The sequence below is a fragment of the Flavobacterium piscinae genome (assembly GCF_004122145.1).
In the GTDB taxonomy this organism is placed as follows: Bacteria; Bacteroidota; Bacteroidia; order Flavobacteriales; family Flavobacteriaceae; genus Flavobacterium; species Flavobacterium piscinae.
Map to the genome: position 1 here is coordinate 1 of NZ_SBKQ01000005.1, position 18,697 is coordinate 18,697.

At 35.4% G+C, this 18,697-nt stretch carries 10 protein-coding genes; 5 read left to right on the forward strand and 5 right to left on the reverse strand.

Translation table 11 applies throughout. From position 1 onward, the window contains the following. Positions 1–266 precede the first annotated feature (266 nt). From EQG68_RS05545 to EQG68_RS05555, 3 genes are all read left to right on the forward strand, one after another. Positions 267–749, forward strand: a complete 483-nt coding sequence (locus EQG68_RS05545; RefSeq protein WP_129463799.1) for a hypothetical protein — start codon at positions 267–269, stop codon at positions 747–749. After that, entirely contained in the window at positions 746–1,423 is a 678-nt protein-coding gene (locus EQG68_RS05550; RefSeq protein WP_129463800.1) for a hypothetical protein, read from the forward strand. Before EQG68_RS05545 ends, EQG68_RS05550 begins: the two co-directional genes overlap by 4 nt. A 678-nt stretch (positions 1,424–2,101) precedes the next feature. Next, on the forward strand, positions 2,102–3,499 hold the full coding sequence (locus tag EQG68_RS05555) for a T9SS type A sorting domain-containing protein (protein WP_129463801.1): 1,398 nt from the start codon (positions 2,102–2,104) through the stop codon (positions 3,497–3,499). A gap of 211 nt (positions 3,500–3,710) precedes the next feature. On the opposite strand, the gene EQG68_RS05560 is transcribed toward EQG68_RS05555, so the two are convergent. The 4 genes from EQG68_RS05560 to argS all read right to left on the reverse strand — a co-directional run bounded on the left by EQG68_RS05560 (position 3,711) and on the right by argS (position 9,971). Beyond that, positions 3,711–5,225: an MBOAT family O-acyltransferase gene (locus EQG68_RS05560; protein WP_129463802.1), complete on the reverse strand. Its 1,515-nt coding sequence runs from the start codon at positions 5,223–5,225 to the stop codon at positions 3,711–3,713. Next, positions 5,222–6,628 carry a LysM peptidoglycan-binding domain-containing protein gene (locus tag EQG68_RS05565; RefSeq protein ID WP_129463803.1) on the reverse strand — a complete coding sequence of 469 codons (1,407 nt, stop codon included), beginning with the start codon at positions 6,626–6,628 and terminating at the stop codon, positions 5,222–5,224. Before EQG68_RS05565 ends, EQG68_RS05560 begins: the two co-directional genes overlap by 4 nt. Further along, complete coding sequence (locus EQG68_RS05570; RefSeq protein ID WP_222845199.1) at positions 6,618–8,018, reverse strand: SGNH/GDSL hydrolase family protein; 1,401 nt, start codon at positions 8,016–8,018, stop codon at positions 6,618–6,620. The genes EQG68_RS05565 and EQG68_RS05570 overlap by 11 nt, the downstream gene beginning before the upstream one ends. Before the next feature lie 174 nt (positions 8,019–8,192). Beyond that, positions 8,193–9,971 (reverse strand): arginine--tRNA ligase, encoded by a 1,779-nt coding sequence (gene argS / locus EQG68_RS05575; RefSeq protein WP_129463805.1) that lies wholly within the window; start codon positions 9,969–9,971, stop codon positions 8,193–8,195. A gap of 258 nt (positions 9,972–10,229) precedes the next feature. Between argS and EQG68_RS05580 the strand changes: the two genes are divergently transcribed. Together EQG68_RS05580 and EQG68_RS05585 are read left to right on the forward strand one after the other, a co-directional pair. After that, the gene (locus EQG68_RS05580; RefSeq protein ID WP_129463806.1) at positions 10,230–14,822 is read left to right on the forward strand and encodes a T9SS type B sorting domain-containing protein; all 4,593 of its coding nucleotides are present in this window, start codon (positions 10,230–10,232) and stop codon (positions 14,820–14,822) included. 202 nt (positions 14,823–15,024) lie between these two features. Beyond that, complete coding sequence (locus tag EQG68_RS05585; protein ID WP_129463807.1) at positions 15,025–17,394, forward strand: outer membrane beta-barrel family protein; 2,370 nt, start codon at positions 15,025–15,027, stop codon at positions 17,392–17,394. A gap of 253 nt (positions 17,395–17,647) precedes the next feature. On the opposite strand, the gene EQG68_RS05590 is transcribed toward EQG68_RS05585, so the two are convergent. Next, complete coding sequence (locus tag EQG68_RS05590; protein WP_129463808.1) at positions 17,648–18,658, reverse strand: 3-oxoacyl-ACP synthase III family protein; 1,011 nt, start codon at positions 18,656–18,658, stop codon at positions 17,648–17,650. Positions 18,659–18,697 lie beyond the last annotated feature (39 nt).

The window sequence follows — 18,697 nt, forward strand, 5'->3', positions numbered from 1 at the left end:
GCGGTTAAGGGACTCGCACCCTCTAGAAAAATAACACCCCGAGAATTAGTTTTTGTAATCCAAATTTGTATTTTTGAACTATTTGAAAAGCTTTCGGGGTGTGTCCTGCGGATGCAGGGCACACACATTGTATAAGAGCAATAGCTGGTAAAGTGGTAAAATCAAGGTATTTGCATTTAATAAACTTTGGTGGTGGCAGACAGGTAATCGCCTTGAAATTCGCTACTGCTCTTATACTTGACCGTTGTCAGTAATTTGAAAATACATTGAACTACGAAATAAAAGAATATAACGAACTAACAGACTTATTCAACAAATTTCAAATTGTTGAAACAGCTAGTTTATTATTTATACCAGAGAACATTGAAAATGCTGAAAATACTAAAGACTTTATCTACTATGAAACTACAACAGATTTAAGAAAAGTATTTGAAGGTAAACAACAAATTGATTATCTGACAAAAGACAAACCTCTTTTGCGAACAAGAAAAAGTGCAGATTGGTTTGGTCCTACAATTCTAATTGGAGCAACAATTCTAACCGAAAACCCTCATTTGATAGAAGTTACATTTGACATTTTATCAAGTTATTTATACGACATATTTAAAGGTACTACAAAAGATAAAAAAGTGAAATTCGATATTATACTAGAAGACAAAAAGAAAAAACAATTTCAGAAAATAAATTACGAGGGAAATGTTGAAGGAATAAAAGAACTTGAAAAGGTTATTAATAAGCTTAAAAAATGATAATTCAATCAATAGAAGTAAAAGAGCTTTTTGAGGAGTTTAATGAGACTGTTGAAAAATCCCAAAACCTTGCAATATTTGCTCGTGATATTGAATTACAAAAAAAGGAGATTGATACATTAGATAAATTTTGTGAAAAAGCTGAAAGTCTTAAGGCTAAAAATTTAGATAATTATACAGAACTTGAATTGAACCTAATTTTATGTTTGATAATAAGTGCTGAAACCATCAAACTAGAATTATCTTTTTTAATTAGTTTGAAAAATAATGAAATGGAAGCTGCTTGGGCTAGTTTAGTTACTGCTCAAAATAATATTTCTGTAGTAGCTAGAAATCATCCTATAAATGGCGAGTACCTAAATGGATATATTCAAAGGTTAGATTTATACGAAAAATTATTGTTTCCAAAAATGACCTTTGCAAGTGTCGGAGGAATTTTTAGAGAAACTAAATGTAGTATTTGCAAAAAAGATTATGAAGACTGCGAGCATATGAAAGGGAAAATGTATAAAGGTCAATTATGTGTTCGAGAAATTCATAAAATGGATTTAGAGGAAGTTTCGGTTGTCGAAAATCCATCAAATAAATTATGTCGTCAATTAACAATAAAATATGACGGAAAAGAAGTAGATTTAATGACCTTAAAAGAAAAAACTACTGACAAAAATGTATAACCTCCGCTGACCGAAGTCTACTTAATGGCACGTTGCTCTGCGAATGTCTGCGACCCGCTCACCTAAGTCTTCTTTGATAGCACATGCTCTGCGAATGTCTGCGACTTCGCAGCAAATTATAATTCCATTCTCAAAAAGTTATTTTTCAAAGTTCAAAACTAACCACTTTCAAATCAAGAGAAAAAAAGATGTCTGCAATTCGGAATCTTTTCCTCTGCCAGTCACTCTACGAATATCTCTTAAGATGCGAAGTCATTATTGTATTCTTTTAAAAACCCGCTGACCGAAGTCTACTTTATGGCACGTTGCTCTGCGAACGTCTGCGACTTCGCAGCAAATTAGCATTCCAATCTCAACAAGTGATTTTTCAAAATTCAAATCAAGCTACTTAAAATCAAGAAAAAAAAAGATATCTGCAATTCGGAATCTTCCCTTCTGCCAGTTACTCTAAGAATGTCATTAAGATGAGGAGTCATTATTGTATTCTTTTAAAAATACGACATTTGCCGTATTGTCCTACGCTTGTTTCACACCTAATTTAGCATCATCATTTTACTTTCAGTAGAATAGCAGTACTGCCATAGAAGATTGCGTTTACAAATAGCTAAACGAGTTATAATTCGCCTTTTCATCAACTAATCGTAAGAGAAAATAATATTCATTAAAAAGTTAATAATTATGAAAAAACAGTATCTATTTATTTTCATTTTTTTGATTACCTACAACATGTGGGGTCAAAATCCATGGGATCAAATTTATCTCTCAACCACGCTTAGTCCTGATAATTATCAAAACCTTCAAGGCTATGTTGAAGTAGCTCCCGATAACTCCATTTATGTACTGGAAAGTGAAGCGGTTGTCAATACTTTTGGAGGAACAGTTTTTTTAAAACTCAAAAAATTCAATGGAACCGGTTGGGATCAAATTGGTCAAAATCTACTCAGAAATGTAGAAAATAACGAAAGTCATATTGATTTTATCATTACCCCCTCGGGAGAAATATACTTAGGGATGAAAGATACTATTGCAAAATTCAATACAACTACAAATATGTGGGAGAGTACTACTATCCCAGAATATTATGGTGGTCTTTGCTCCGATGACAGCGGTACTATTTATTTCATTCACAGAGTGGACGGTTCTTCCGGTGCGGCCAACTCTGATTTAAGTCTGGCAAAATTTGATAATGGTGAAGTAACCATAGAAGGAACTTTAGCTACAAATATTTTGATGACACCCAGAAAAGTAAATGCCTCCAATAAAATAATAATCAAAAATGATACTTTTTACATTTCAACAGTACGCCAAAGTACCAATCAACTCTATGTATTTAAAGGAAATCCAACTGAAGGTTTTCAAAAATTAGAACAAAGTGCACCCAATAATGGTTCTACACTATTTACAGGTTTAGGGCTGAGTTCAATGGTGGTTAGTGCTACCGGAGAGATAATTATATCGTATAGACCGGCTACCGGAAATGGTCTGTCAATGGTAACACACAACGAGGCTAATGATACTTGGGTTCCTTTTACTACTACCGGTATTAATGCAACTTTTTCCAGTCATAATTTATTAAGATATGATAATAACAATACGCTTTATTTAATTTATCAAGGAGGCAATAACACCGGATTTCTGTTTAAATACAACGGAACATCTTGGGAACACATTGGCCCTTTATCATTTTGGAGTTATATAACCATAAATGCCTTAGTAAGACCTCATATTGCTTTTAGTGCTTCCAACGAAATCATATTTTCAACCGGCTTTGGCACAAGTGGATTTCCGTTTCTGGTTTTTAGAGAGAACGAATCACTTGATTTACTAAATATAAACGATAAAAAGCAATTTAGTCTTTATCCAAACCCTACTGCCGGTAACTTTACCATTGATTTAGGAGCAACGTATGATAATGCCCACATTACAATAACAGATTTGCTTGGCAGAAAAATCATGTCAACTACCCATACACAAGGACAACAAGTGAACCTTTCCATTGACGAACTAGCCGGAATTTATTTTGTAACAATACAAACAGCTGACAATAATTCCGTCATTCGATTAGTAAAAAAATAATAGTTTTTCGTTTGTAGTAAATTTATTCATCCCGAAGATGCTTTGTAACATGGCAAAGTGTCTTCGGGAATTTTATTCATATTCTTTACTTTTTGAAGTTATATTGTCCATTTGATGTTTTGCGAATATATGAGACTATGTAGCAATACAACTATACATTGCAGACCAAATGACTTTACGTTTTTTATTTATGAAAACTTCAATAAATTTTCTAAAACTGAAAATAAATAAATGGCTGCGGACCGGCAGAAGCAGTGGCATACACAATCCAATACACAAAAGCCAACACAATGGCTTTACCAACCAAAGGCGTGGCATCAAATCCTTTTTGGAGTAGTTTGATGATATTGTTGGGTAGAAAATGCCATATAAAACCAATCGCAATCAATAAAAACACATTTTGATAGCCTTGAGCAATAATCAACCATTGCTGAGGATTAAAAGTCATCTCACCAATGTTAAACATGATTTCAAAGGCGGTATGAAAATCTTTCGCTCTAAAAAACAACCAACAAAACGCCACAAAATGAAAGGTTAAAAAGACTTGAATCGTTCTAACGAAATAGTTTTTGGGCAACTTAATGAACATCCCAAAATAGCGTTCAACCGCTAAAGCTAATCCGTGTAAAACGCCCCAAAACACAAACTTCCAGGAAGCTCCGTGCCACAAACCACCTAACAGCATCGTGAGGAATAAATTGACATACGTTCTGAACTTCCCTTTTCGATTACCGCCTAAAGAAATGTATAAATAATCCCGTAACCAAGACGATAATGAAATATGCCAGCGTCGCCAAAACTCCGTTACCGATGTGGATTGATAAGGTGTTCTGAAATTCGGTGGCAACCAAAAACCCATCAATAACGCCAACCCAATCGCCATATCAGAATATCCGGAAAAGTCACAATAGATTTGAATGGCATAGCCATACGAGGCCATTAAGTTTTCAAAGGAAGTATAACTATTTGGTGCATCAAAAACCCGGTCGACAAAGTTGATGGAAATATAATCGGAAATCACCGCCTTTTTCAACAAACCACCAATAATCAAAAACAAAGCGGTATTGAATTCTTCTTTCGTCAAATTGAGACGCTTATAGATTTGCGGAATAAAATCACTGGCTCTCACAATCGGACCCGCCACTAACTGCGGAAAGAACGAAACGAAAAACAGAAAATCCATGAAGCTCTTGGTAGGTTCCAATTCCTTTCGATACACATCAATCGTATAACTCAGCGTTTGAAAGGTATAAAAGGAAATCCCAACAGGAAGAATAATATCTTGAAACTCAAAATTTCGATCGAACAGTAAATTGGTATTGTCAATAAAAAAGTTGGTGTATTTAAAATAGCCCAACAATCCTAAATTGACCACCAAACTGACAACAAGATAAAACCTTCGATAGAAATTATCTTCTTCCTCATAAATCAATTTGGCAATCACATAATCCAGCACCGAAGAAAAAATAATCAACAAAAAGAAAATCCCACTTGATTTATAATAGAAAAAAAGTGAAAAAGCCACCACATAGGCAATGCGAAGCCGGTGCGTTTTTTGCGTCAGAATATAAAAGAAATAAAAGACAAGAAATAATCCTAAAAACAATGCACTGTTAAACAAAAGCGGTTTTTGAATGTCAAACACAAACCAACTTTCCACCTGTTCCCAAGTGATTGTTCCAATGTTCTGATCAATCCATTGATTGAAATTAAAAAGCGGTATCACTTGCCTGTTTCAGTGTTATAATTTTGTAAAGCTTCTAAAAATGCGTCCGTTAACAATTGTCCTTGTTTTTCGTAGCCTGCTTTGGTGTAATGCACTCGATCGGCACCAATCAAACCTTCTTTTACCATTTGATTAATGCCAAAAAGACCTCCAAAATGGGCAAACATATCCCAAACAGCATAATTTCTCAACTCCGCTTGAGCCAAAATTTCTTTGGTATAATCTGCCACAAACGTATTGGGAAACTTTCGTTTAAATTGTGAAGGCGGCGGAGTGGTAATTAAAATAGTAACGGAAGGATTTTGGTTGACAATGGTTTCCATCATCAGACTCAATTGCAGGAAATAATCGGCAGTCACTAATTTATCAAAACTTTCATTGGTTCCCAAAGAAATGATGACCAAATCAGGAGTCAAAGTTTTTAGTTGCTCAAAAAACAAAGGAAACTTGTTATAGTCAGAACTTTTTGCACCGTTTACACCAATCGTATGGTAAATAATACCCGGACTATTGTTTTCCAATACCAAACCATTTAAAGCAAAATCAGTTTGTTCGAGAGCCGGAATCAGATAGATTTTATGTAAAAGCGAATCAGAGGCAAACGAATGAAAACCTTCCTCTCGCAAGGTCTCTATCGGAATAAATTCAGAACGTTCTACCACTTTTTTTTCCATCTGATTGGATGGAATTTTGAGTGTTTTCCCGGCTCTGATGTTGTTGCTTTTTAAGCTATTTGCCGATTTGATGGATTTGATTGTTACATTATATTTATCGGCAATAACCGACAAACTCTCACCGTTTCTAATTTTATGCACGATTTTTTTCGGAATATCCGATTCTAATTGAATGATTTTGGAAGCCAACGCCACGTCAAACATTTTTTGATTGTTGGGCGTAAAGATTTTCAGTTTAGAAAAACCGCTTTCTTTGGTTTTTACATTCATTTCCAAGGCAAAATCCTTGTTTTTTGTCCACAAAGCTATACCACTTAACCCCACAGGATTACCATTATCTGCATAAATGTTTCGCTGACTTTCCCAGGCTTCATTAGAAGAAAATCGTATATCACCGGGTCCGTTTGTTTTGGCTAAATTATATGGAAAAACAAATCCGCGACCGCCATCGCCAAACTGTTGTTGTAAGTTCTGACGAAATTTACCGGAGAAAAAATCCGCTTGAATGTGCGAATCACCAATGTGCACGATATTGATTTTCCCACTTTTATCCGCTTGTATTCTATTAATCTTTTCAAAAAGGGGATGTAAGGCTTTTTTATTAGTGATTTCATTCACAGCAATTTCAACGGCAGTGGTATCCACTACCACATAGAGCGAATCAGTCTGAGCAGCCACGTTGAAATGCAGTAAACCAACCAAAAGAAAACAAAGGATTTTATTGAACATTCGAGGGAGTCGTTTTAGATGAAACGGAATCTACTGCCGCTTGATTAGGTACTGTTTTTCTATTTTTTCGCATTTCTTTGTATTGAGTATACCCGGTTTGAATTTGTTGATACAACAAACCGGCCACTTTTTGTGCTCCTTTGTAATTAAAATGAGTATAATCTTTGGCTGCTAAGGCAGGAACTTCCTCTTCCACCCATTTAGTCATCGATCCGTCTCCACCCATTGCTTCAAACAAATTGAAATAACCGGCTTTGGATTGCACGGCATATTTCCGTTGAGCCATGGTTAACGGAATTACTGCTGAGTCAGTTTTCATTTCCAAATCGTATTTGGTGGCTTTGTCTGCCGTTGAAATCACCAAAACGGTTACGCCCGGAAAACAAGCTTTCAAATGATTCACTACACGCGTCATGCTTCGTTCGTACCAATCGTAGTTGTAGGAACCATAATTCAGTACATTCGTTCCGTAATGCAAAATGATTAAATCATAGTCAAATCGCTCCTGAAACTCGTTCATCAATTTCACATTAAACGTAGAAATCGGCAAACCGGAATTTCCTCGATTGGAAAAATTATCTACATGTACCCCTTTCCCATCATCAAAATTAAAGCCATAAATCGGAATTGAATCGGCTTTGTGAAAAGACGCTTTAAAACTTTTTAAGGCTGTATTGGAAATTGCTAACGTGTTGAGCAACTTCTCCGGACTTAGTTTTTTTACAATAGTGTCTTTTCCGGTTTTGACAATAAGTTCCCCTTCTTGATTATCAGAATTGCCATAAAACAAAGTGGGATTATTCAGTTGAGAAGTATGCACACCTTGCCCGGCTTTGTAATTCACCCACGGATTGGAAAGGGTATCATTCGCAAAAAACACATGCCCGTTTACACCAAAGGGTTTGAGAGGTCGTTTCACGTTAAGATAAGACTGTGTTTTCCAATTACCGGAATAGTGATGAGAAATAGAACTTCTTGAACCGGCCGATTCAGAAGTAATGGAAACAAAACCCACTCCTTTTCCTCCGTATTTTGATTGCATTGCACTTCTGAAGTCTTGCACAATCAAGTCACCATCCGTCATGGAATCACCAAAATAAGCAATGCGGATATCTCCTTTTTGTTCGGTTTCCAACAAATATAATTTTTCGAAGAACGGAATTAAAAACTGAAAACCTTTGTATTGTTCGTACTCTTCCGGTGGAAAAGCGATGCCTTCAATTTGTTCAAAGACAATTTTCTTTCTTTTAAATGTATCTAGTGCAATTTGAGCAGTGCTATCCATTTTTTCATCCAACGCGACGGCTTCTAATAAAACACTGTCTACCACCACATTTTTCGATGCGGACTGCGATTCTGAAAAAATACGTTTTGGTAATACTTCTTTCAAAAACAGAAAGCAGAAAGCAGAAATAAAAATCACTGCCAGCGTTTGAAAAAAATAAGAAATTTTATTGCCCACAACTATCAAAAATAGAGTGCAAATGTATTAAATTCAAATCTAAATAAAACAAAAAAGACAGCCTAACTTTGACTGTCTTTTGTTATCTAAATCGAACTAAATTTACATGCGTTCCGGCACTTCTATTCCCAATAAAGAGAAGGCTGACTTGATGGTTTCGCCCACTTTTTTGGAGAGTTGCACACGGAATTTTTTCAATTGCTCATCCGTTTCCGGTAAAATTGGTACTGTTTGATAAAAAGAATTGTATTCTTTCACCAATTCGTACGTATAATTGGCCACCAAAGCCGGACTAAACGATTGTGCCGCATGTTGAATGAGTTCCGGGTAGGATTCTAATAACTTTATCAGTTCTTTTTCTTTGGGATGCAAGGTTATTGCAGCTATTTCAGTAGAAAAATCAAAGTCGGCCTTTCGTAAAATCGATTGAATTCGAGCATACGTATATTGAATAAACGGGCCTGTATTTCCGGCAAAATCAACAGACTCCTCCGGATTAAAGAGCATTGATTTCTTAGGATCCACTTTCAACATAAAATACTTTAACGCTCCCAATCCGATGATTTTATACAATCGTTGTTTTTCATCTTCGGAATAACCGTCTAATTTTCCTAATTCTTGAGAAATTTTAGCGGCGGTTTCGGTCATTTCTTCCATTAAATCGTCAGCATCCACCACAGTTCCTTCACGAGATTTCATTTTTCCGGATGGCAATTCGACCATTCCATACGACAAATGATATAAATTTTCTGCCCAATCAAAACCGAGCTTTTTCAGGATTAGAAACAATACTTTAAAATGATAATCTTGTTCATTTCCAACCGTATACACCATTCCGCCCACATCGGGAAAATCTTTGACCCGTTGAATGGCGGTACCAATGTCTTGCGTCATATACACAGCTGTTCCATCCGAACGAAGTACAATTTTTCGGTCTAAACCGTCTTCGGTTAAATCAATCCACACTGAACCGTCAGGGTCTTTCTCGAAGATGCCTTTTTCCAAACCGAATTGAACCACTTCTTTTCCTAACAAATACGTATTGGATTCGTAATAATAACTGTCAAAATCGACTCCTAAGTTTTTATAGGTTGCATTAAAACCGTCATACACCCATTGGTTCATGGTTTTCCAAAGTTCGATGACTTCGGGTTTACCGGCTTCCCAATCAAGGAGCATTTGTTGAGCTTCTTGAATGATAGGAGCATTTTTTTTAGCTTCTTCTTCGGTTTGACCTTTTCCGATTAATTCATTAATTTCGGATTTGTATTGTTTATCAAAAGCAACATAATAATTCCCAACCAATTTATCACCTTTTAAACCGGTTGACTCTGGAGTTTCATTCTTATTTGATTTTTTCCAAGCCAACATCGATTTGCAAATATGAATTCCGCGATCGTTAATGATTTGGGTTTTATAGACTTTTTTACCGGACGCTTTGATGATTTCGGCTACCGAAAAACCTAATAAATTATTACGAATGTGTCCTAAATGCAGTGGCTTGTTAGTGTTTGGTGAAGAGTATTCGACCATCACCGCTTTTTCAGCTTGGTTTTGTGGAACAAATCCATAAGAAGCATCATTTTTTATGGAAGAAAAGAATTGGATGTAATATGTATCGCTAATCACAATATTTAAAAAACCGGAAACCACGTTAAATTTTTCAACAACTTTAACATGGTCAACAAGATAGGTTCCAATTTTATTGCCTATCTCTGCCGGATTCCCTTTGATTAATTTCAATAGCGGAAAAACAACTACCGTGACATCACCTTCAAAATCCTTTCGGGTAGACTGAAATTCTATTTTTTCGATTTCAATTTCAAATACTTGCAGAATAGCTTTTTGAATGGAGGAATATAAAATATTTTCTAAGTTCATTTTATTCATTTAATGGGACAAAGATAATTTTAAATTCTAAAATTTTTTGATGCATTCCATATTTTGTCATAGGGTTTTTTATAATTCGACTGTTTCAGAAATGAAAAAATTAATTCATAATTTATATTTGTAAGTATTTTATACAACTATATTACATTTTTATGCATTTCATCGATTTTATTTGCATTTTATCGATGAATATCATTTTATTTGCAGAGTCAAAATTCAACTTATTCTTGTTCACCCAAATTTAATAACATGAAAACGAAATTACTTAACTTCCTGCTACTGCTTCCGCTTGTATGTTTTTCACAAGCGATAACGGTTAACACAACAACTTATACTGTACCAGAATTAGTAACCAATGTATTAGTAAGTTCCCCTTGTTTGGACGTAACTAATGTTAATTGGAGTACAGGATCAAATTTTGGTTCTTCTAACGGAATTGGTTACTTTCAAAATACCAATCCAAATTTTCCAATGCAAAGTGGTGTTATTTTGAGTACCGGAAATGTTTCAAATGCACCGGGTCCAAATAACTCAATGTTGAATGATGGATTAACTACTTGGCCTGGTGATAATGATTTAGAAGTCATTCTTGCCAATGCCGGCATTTCTATGACCTCAACAAACGCAACGGTTTTAGAATTTAATTTTACAGCCTTGTCTCCTCATTTTGATTTTGATTTTCTATTTGCCTCTGAGGAATATGGTAATTTTCAGTGTCAGTTTTCTGATGCCTTTGCATTTCTATTAACAAATTTGAATACTGGAGTAACAACAAATTTAGCTGTAATTCCGGGTACAAACACCCCTATATCTGTAGTTACGGTAAGGGATTTTTTATATAACTCATCATGTCCATCCTCAAATGCTGAATATTTTGGTACATTCAATGGTGGAGCCAATGCAAATTTATCACCAATAAACTTTAACGGTCAAACTGTTGTAATGAATGCATCTGCAGTTTTAACTCCCAATACGCCATATAAAATTAAATTGGTGGTTGCGGATAGAATTGACCCACAATCTGACTCTGCTATATTCCTTTCTGCCAATAGTTTTAATATAGGCCAAAATGTCTTAGGAGAAGATTTAACATTAGCCTCTAATACAGCTTTATGTGATGGAGAATCTCATGTGATAAATACCGGTTTAAATCCTAGTGAATATACATTCATTTGGAAAAGAAATGGAGTAATTCTTCCTGCAGAAACAGGTGCCAGTTTAACAGTTACAGAATCCGGAATCTATGAATTAACCTATTCTAACAATGCGTTTCCATGTCAAACTATAACTGATTCCGTACTTGTGGAATTCAATGGCGTTTTTAACACTCCCAATCCTATTGACATTCTAAAGTGTGATACAGGAGCTGGAACCTATTCATTCAATCTGGCAATTAACACACCAATTGTAACTGCCGGATTAAACCCAAATACAGTTGTATCTTATCATTCATCAGAAGCACAGGCTCATGCAAATACCAGTCCATTAGCGAATGTGATCAACAGCACGGGAAATCAAACTGTTTATGTTCGAATCAAAAAACATGACGGGGATTGTTATGTGGTTAAATCTTTTCAACTTTTGGTAACGGACCCACCGATAGTAAATCAAATAGCGGATATTGTTTCCTGCGAACATTTAACAATTCAAGACAAAGCATGGTTTGTTTTTGCACAATCTACTATCAATGCTGTATTGGGAGACCAAAATCCAGCCAATTTTGTAGTAACCATACACAGAACTCAGGAACAAGCAACAAATGGAACCAACGCAATTGGAGGAAACCAAATATTTACCGTTTCTACTACAGTATATGTACGTGTGCAAAATGCAACTGACTCATCATGTTTCTCAATTGCTCCAATAAATTTAGTAGTTCAACAACTTCCTGATGTGGATAGTTTTGAAGACGTAATTGTTTGTGAAAGCTACACCTTGGAGGAAATTACAAATGGTGAATATTATACTGGCCCTAATGGAACCGGAGAACAAAAATTTGCAGGGGATGTTATCACTGAAACACAACGAATCTATATTTACAATACGCTACCTACTGAACCTTCTTGTCCGAATGAAAGCAGCTTTTTAGTAACAATTATTGATCCGGATGATATTTCATTAGGTGATGGACAATATTGTAACAGCTATACACTGCCAACATTGACTTTTGGACAATATTTTACAGGTGAAAACGGAACAGGTACAGAACTTTTTCCGGGGATGTCTATTACAACCTCTCAAACTGTTCATCTCTATTATTTATCACCGGAGCCACCTTTTTGTGCTATTGACTTAGGTTTTGATGTTGAAATCATTCCATCTCCTGAAGTTGATTCATTACCAACGGTTTTTGATTGTACTGCGTATACGTTGCCAAATTTATCAAATGGTACTTATTATGATGCTGCCAATGGTATGGGAAATGAGATAGCTCCCGGTACTGTTATTACGGAAACACAAACCATTTATATTTATGCACAAAACGGCATTTGTACAAATCAATCGAGCTTTACTGTTTTTATTGGATTAGAAGCTCCAACCTCTACAACCGAATGTGTGAGTTACACCTTACCATCTTTAGCGATTGGAGGGTATTTTACTGAACCAAATGGAGGTGGACAACAAATTCCAGCCGGAACAGTTATCAATTCGACACAAACCATCTATGTTTACGCAGAGAGTCAATCAAGTCCAAACTGTACCGATAACTTGAACTTCACCATTACCATTTCGTTACCGGTGATTGAAACCCCGGATGTAACTTCTGCCTGTGAGACATACGTTTTACCATCAATTCCGCTAGGTAATTATTTTACTGGGGAAAATGGTACAGGAACACAATTAACTGAAGGAACAGTAATTGAAGAATCACAAACCATTTATATTTACTTAAATAATGGTCAAGGTTGTCAAAATTCAGTGAGTTTTGAAGTAACTGTACTTTCACCACCAAAAATTGATTCCAGATCTGATATCGATGGTTGTAATAATTATGTTTTAACAGATTTAGAACTTGGTAACTATTTTACCGGTCCAAATGGAACAGGTACAATGTTACAAGGTGGAGATGTAATTACTAATTCACAAGTTATCTATATTTATGCAGAAGAAAATGGATGTTCTGCTGAAACAAGTTTCCAAATTAATGTATTTGAAATTCAAGCTGATTCATTAGAGGATGTTCAAGTATGTGATAGTTATATTTTACCAACTTTAACAAGCGGTAACTTATATTACACTGCTATCGACGGACCAAATGGTTTTGGTACATTATTAGCACCTGGTACACCAATAACATCAACTCAAACTATTTACATTTATAAAGAAAATCAAATTCGTCCAGCCTTTTCTTGTATTGATCAAACTTCATTTACAGTTACTGTATATGAAACACCGGATATTGCTCCAATTGCTAATGTTAACGTATGTAATTCCTATGTTTTACCTGCATTGTCGGTTGGGAATTATTTCACTGAACCAAATGGTGGCGGGACGCAACTCGCAGAAGGAACAGAATTAACCGTTTCACAAACACTCTATGTTTATGCTGAAACAGGTACTAATCCGAATTGTTTTGACCAAGAAATATTTACAGTGACAATTTTTAATGTGGATGAAGTAGAAGATGTTACTATTTGTTCTAGTTATGAACTTCCAACTTTAACAACAGGAAGATATTATAATGGTCCGAATGGAACAGGAGGTCAATTGGCTTTTGGTAGTTCAATTACAACTTCTCAAACGGTTTATATTTTTGCTCAATCAGGCTTCTCTCCAAACTGTTCAGATGAAAGCTCGTTTGAAGTTACCATTGTACCTACTCCGGTTGCAAATGCTGTTCCGGTTGCAAACAGAACAGTTTGTGAAGAGGACGGTACAAATGATGGAGTAACTAGTTTTGATTTGAATAGCCTAAACAGTATTGTTTTAGGAACACAAACCGGTGCAGAATTTACTGTTGCTTATTATCCAACTTTGGCTGATGCAACTGAAGGAATAAATTCAATTACGGATACAACTTTATCAACTGTTTATGTAAGAGTAAATAACTCGCTTGCACCGAATTGTTTTGACATACTTCCAATCACGTTTATTGTACATAAAATTCCTGAACCAACTCCCATAGGTGGAATTGTTTGTGTGGAAAGTGAAACAGGAAATTTATTGAACCCGTTTACAATTGTAAGTGGATTATCCTCCTCAACACACACCTTTGAATGGTATTTGGATACAACGTTAATTGATGGAGCTACAGGAAGCACTCTTCAAGTTACCGAACCCGGAATCTATAGTGTAATAGCCACCAGCAATGCGACAGGCTGTTCCTCTGAACCTACTGAAGTAACTGTGGTTGCTTCTGAACCGGCTGCCATAGGCTTTACTGTAAGCATGGCGTTTAGTTCTACTAATTCGATTACCATTAATGCTACCGGTGTAGGAGGAAATTATGAATATTCATTAGATGGTGGTCCGTTTCAAGATAGTCCAACGTTTGATAATGTTTCTTCTGGAACTCATATAGTAACCGTAAGAGATAAAAATGGTTGTGGAAGTGTAACCGATGAAGTATTGGTTATTAATTATCCTAAATTCTTTACGCCAAACGGTGATGGTCATAACGAAACATGGAATATTGTTGATTTAGAAGAACAGCTAAATGCAGTAATCTACATCTACGATCGCTATGGAAAATTACTGTCTCAAATTTACCCATCAAAAAATGGTTGGGACGGATACTATAATGGTGCAGCCATGCCATCAACTGATTACTGGTTTACAGTAACTTATGAAGAAAATAATCAAACCAAAGAGTTTAAATCTCACTTTTCATTAAAGAGATAGTTTTATATTGTTTTGTTGTTTAGAAAATTAGACCCTCCACGTGAGGGTCTTTTTTTGTTAAATAATGTAACAAACTATTCCTTTAAGAGTCTATTAGTAAAAAAAGATAAACATTTGTTAAAATTTTACAATACAAAGTACTTTGTATTGCATAATAATAAAAAGCGAATACCTTTGCATCATCAATCAAAAAATCAATCAAATGAGAATCAAAGTTACCTTTGTATTGCTTTTATGTGCCATTTCATCATTATTTGCACAAACAGCAACCGTAAATGGAAAAGTTTTAGACAAATCAAACAACTCCCCTATCCCCTTTGCAACCCTAGTTATAAAAATGGGTGACAAAATTATTTCCGGTGGAATTAGCGATGAAAAAGGTGAATTTTCTATCGACAAAATCGCTTTTGGAAATTATGAATTTGAAGCCCAATTTATTGGTTATACTTCACATTCAGGAAAAATAGATGTTAATACAAAAAATTTAAATGTAGGTACAATTTATTTATCAGAAGACGCAATGTCACTAGCCGAAGTAGAAGTTGTGGGTGAACGAACTACTATTGAACAAAAAATCGATCGAAAAGTGGTAAATGTGGGTCCCGACTTAATTAATGCCGGTCCAACTGCCTCTGATATTTTAAACAACATTCCGTCAGTGAGCGTTGATCCGCAAAACAATTCGGTTACCTTGAGAGGAAATCCGAATGTACAGATATTCATTGATGGAAAACCATCACAAATGTCAGCTTCACAAGCGTTGCAACAAATTCCTTCCACTTCAATAAAGCAAATTGAATTGATTACCAATCCTTCTGCAAAATATAATCCGGAAGGAATGAGTGGAATCATCAATATCATTTTAAAGAAAAATTCCAATCTAGGATTTAATGGAAGTATTAACGCAGGAACAAATTTTGGAGTTACCCCAAAAGCAAACGCTTCATTGGATTTGAATTACCGTGTAAACAAGTTTAATTTTTATACCACGTATTCATTAAATCATGGAAAATGGAACAATAAAGGTTACTTGAACACGACCGATGTTGTGGATGCCGATAATTCTAATCGTTCTGATTTTATCATCAACAATTTTAATAAAAATCATTTTGTAAAAGCCGGCGTTGATTTTTATATCAATGAAAAAAATACACTTTCTTTCTTTACCAATCAAAACATCAATGATTCAGAGGGTGAATTTTACAATCGTATTGATTATTTTTCCGGAATAAACCCAAGCATTGTTCAAAACAACTTAGCTTTGGTTGAAAGTAGAAATGAAGTTTATAATTTAGGTTATAAATATGAATTTGAAAAACCGCAAAAAACTTTCGATGTAGAAATCAATTACAACCGCAACGACAGACCGGAAGACAGTGTGTTTTTGGATGGTGATAATAATTTGTTACAAACCAATCAAATTGAAACATTGGGGAAAAATGTGATTGTAAATGTAGATTTTGTAAATCCAATCAATGAAAAAACAAAACTTGAACTAGGTTTAGAAAGCCGTTTTGATGGAACAGACAACACTTTTGACCGAGATTTTACCTATTTCTCTGACTTTGACTACAAAAGAAATATTCAGAGTGCTTATGCCAATTTAGGCAAACAAATGGAAAAATGGAGTTATCAAATAGGAATGCGTTTGGAAAGTTTTCAAGTTGAGGCCAATTTCAGAAGGATTGGTGAAAACGCAGGACAATTTAAAGATGATATTTTCACCGCTTATCCTTCTGCCTTTTTATCGTATGTTCCTTCCGAAAAAAATACGTTTAACTTAAGTTATTCCAGAAGAGTAGATCGTCCAAATCTTGGACAAGTTAATCCTATCAGAAATTGGAGTAGCCCAACTATCGATCAGGAAGGAAATCCAAATTTGGAACCGCAATTTACGAATTCGGTGGAATTGAATTATACGCGTGTTACCAAAATTGGAGCCATTACATCCGGTGTATTTTTTAGATATATCAACGACCCTATTAATCAGGTATTTATCCAAAGTCCGTATGACCCCAACAAAAAGTTAATGACTTTTGATAATTTTGAAAGTACCACTGAATATGGTATTGAAGCCTCCGGTAATTTAAACTTAAAAAAATGGTGGAGTGTGAATTATGGTGCCGATGTGTATTTTCGAAATGCAACCGGCGTGGTGGAAGATGTAAATCAAGATTTAGTTGAAAAAACTGTTTTATCCGTTCCTTTTAATGCCCGAATGAATCATAACTTTAAAGTGAGTAAAAAAGTAAATATCACATGGTTTTCTATGTACAGAGCGGGAATTGAAGACATTCAGTTTAGTAATAAAGAAATGTGGCGAACAGATTTAGGAGCTAGATATACCATCTTAAAAGACCAAGGTTCGATTAGTGTTCGTGTTAATGATATTTTCAATACAATGAGAGCTCGCTTTTATGGTGAAAATCCGGATATAACAACCGGTCAGTTTAGATGGGAAAGCCGAATGGTTAATGTGACCTTTAATTACCGTTTTGGTTCCGGAAAAAACAGAGCATTGCAACGCAAACAACGTGATCAAAACGAAACCCAAGGCGGTGGAATATTTTAAAATTGGTTTTTTTTATATATTGCTTTAGTTAATCAGCAAACCCGGAGTAGTGATACTTCGGGTTTTGTTTTTCTTATGAATTTGATTGATTGCACCTCATCCCTACCCCAGATTGCAACGGAAAGCATTTTGGGCAAAAAAAAGTTAGAATTCTTAAAGCAAAAAAGCGACTAGCAGAAGCTCTTTTTGGTTTGTTGAATTCTTTTTTTTGCCCAAAATCTTGTAGTGAAAAGCTGGAAAAAGGTTCAAAAAATTACCAACGAATAATCGCACTTCCCCAAGTGAAACCGCTTCCGAAAGCGGCTAATACAACCAAATCACCTGATTTAATTTTGCCTTGTTCCCACGCTTCTGTTAAAGCGATTGGAATGGAAGCGGCAGTGGTGTTTCCGTAATTTTGAATGTTGTTATATACTTGCTCATCGGCTAGTTTGAATTTTTGCTGAATAAATTGCGAAATACGCAAATTAGCCTGATGTGGAATCAACATATTGATGTCGGAAACATTGAGATTATTGGCTTGCAAACCTTCATGAATTACCTCGCTAAAGCGAACGACTGCGTTTTTAAACACAAATTGTCCGTTCATGTACGGGAAGAAACTTTCGTCGTTGGGGTCGTTGTCTTTAATAATATCAGTCACCCATCGTTTGCCCATTCCGGGTGCGATAACGGCTAATTCTTCGGCATGTTGTCCTTCGGAGTGAAGGTGCGTGGAGAGAATCCCTTTGGTAGTATCTTCTTCTCTTGAAATTACAGCTGCTCCGGCACCATCGCCAAAAATAACAGAAACGCCTCTACCTCTGGTTGTCATATCTAAACCAAAGGAATGCAATTCAGAACCAATTATTAAAATATTTTTATACATACCGGTTTTAATGTATTGATCGGCAATGGAAAGAGCATAAACAAACCCTGAACATTGGTTTCTGATGTCTAATGCTCCTACTGTTCGCAGACCTAATTCCTTTTGTACCAACACACCGGGACCGGGAAAATAATAATCGGGACTCAGAGTGGCAAAAACCACAAAATCTATCTCATCATTTGATAATCCGGAACGTTCGATGGCAATTTTGGCGGCTTTTACCCCCATCGAAGTGGTCGTATTTCCATCACCTTTTTGTACATGTCTTCGTTCTTTAATTCCGGTTCGCTCTTGAATCCATTCGTCATTGGTGTCAATAATCTTCGATAAATCATCATTAGTCACCACATTTTCAGGAACATAAAACCCTAACCCGGAAATTTTTGAATGATACATAATCTGCTTTTTTAATAAAATTAGTCTAACAAATTTAGC

Bases quoted from the DNA above. Each gene is read 5' to 3' on its own strand.
- argS (WP_129463805.1), bottom strand. From the start codon at position 9,971: ATGAACTTAGAAAATATTTTATATTCCTCCATTCAAAAAGCTATTCTG.
- EQG68_RS05565 (WP_129463803.1), bottom strand. From the start codon at position 6,628: ATGTTCAATAAAATCCTTTGTTTTCTTTTGGTTGGTTTACTGCATTTC.
- EQG68_RS05550 (WP_129463800.1), top strand. From the start codon at position 746: ATGATAATTCAATCAATAGAAGTAAAAGAGCTTTTTGAGGAGTTTAAT.
- EQG68_RS05585 (WP_129463807.1), top strand. From the start codon at position 15,025: ATGAGAATCAAAGTTACCTTTGTATTGCTTTTATGTGCCATTTCATCA.
- EQG68_RS05590 (WP_129463808.1), bottom strand. From the start codon at position 18,658: ATGTATCATTCAAAAATTTCCGGGTTAGGGTTTTATGTTCCTGAAAAT.
- EQG68_RS05555 (WP_129463801.1), top strand. From the start codon at position 2,102: ATGAAAAAACAGTATCTATTTATTTTCATTTTTTTGATTACCTACAAC.
- EQG68_RS05580 (WP_129463806.1), top strand. From the start codon at position 10,230: ATGAAAACGAAATTACTTAACTTCCTGCTACTGCTTCCGCTTGTATGT.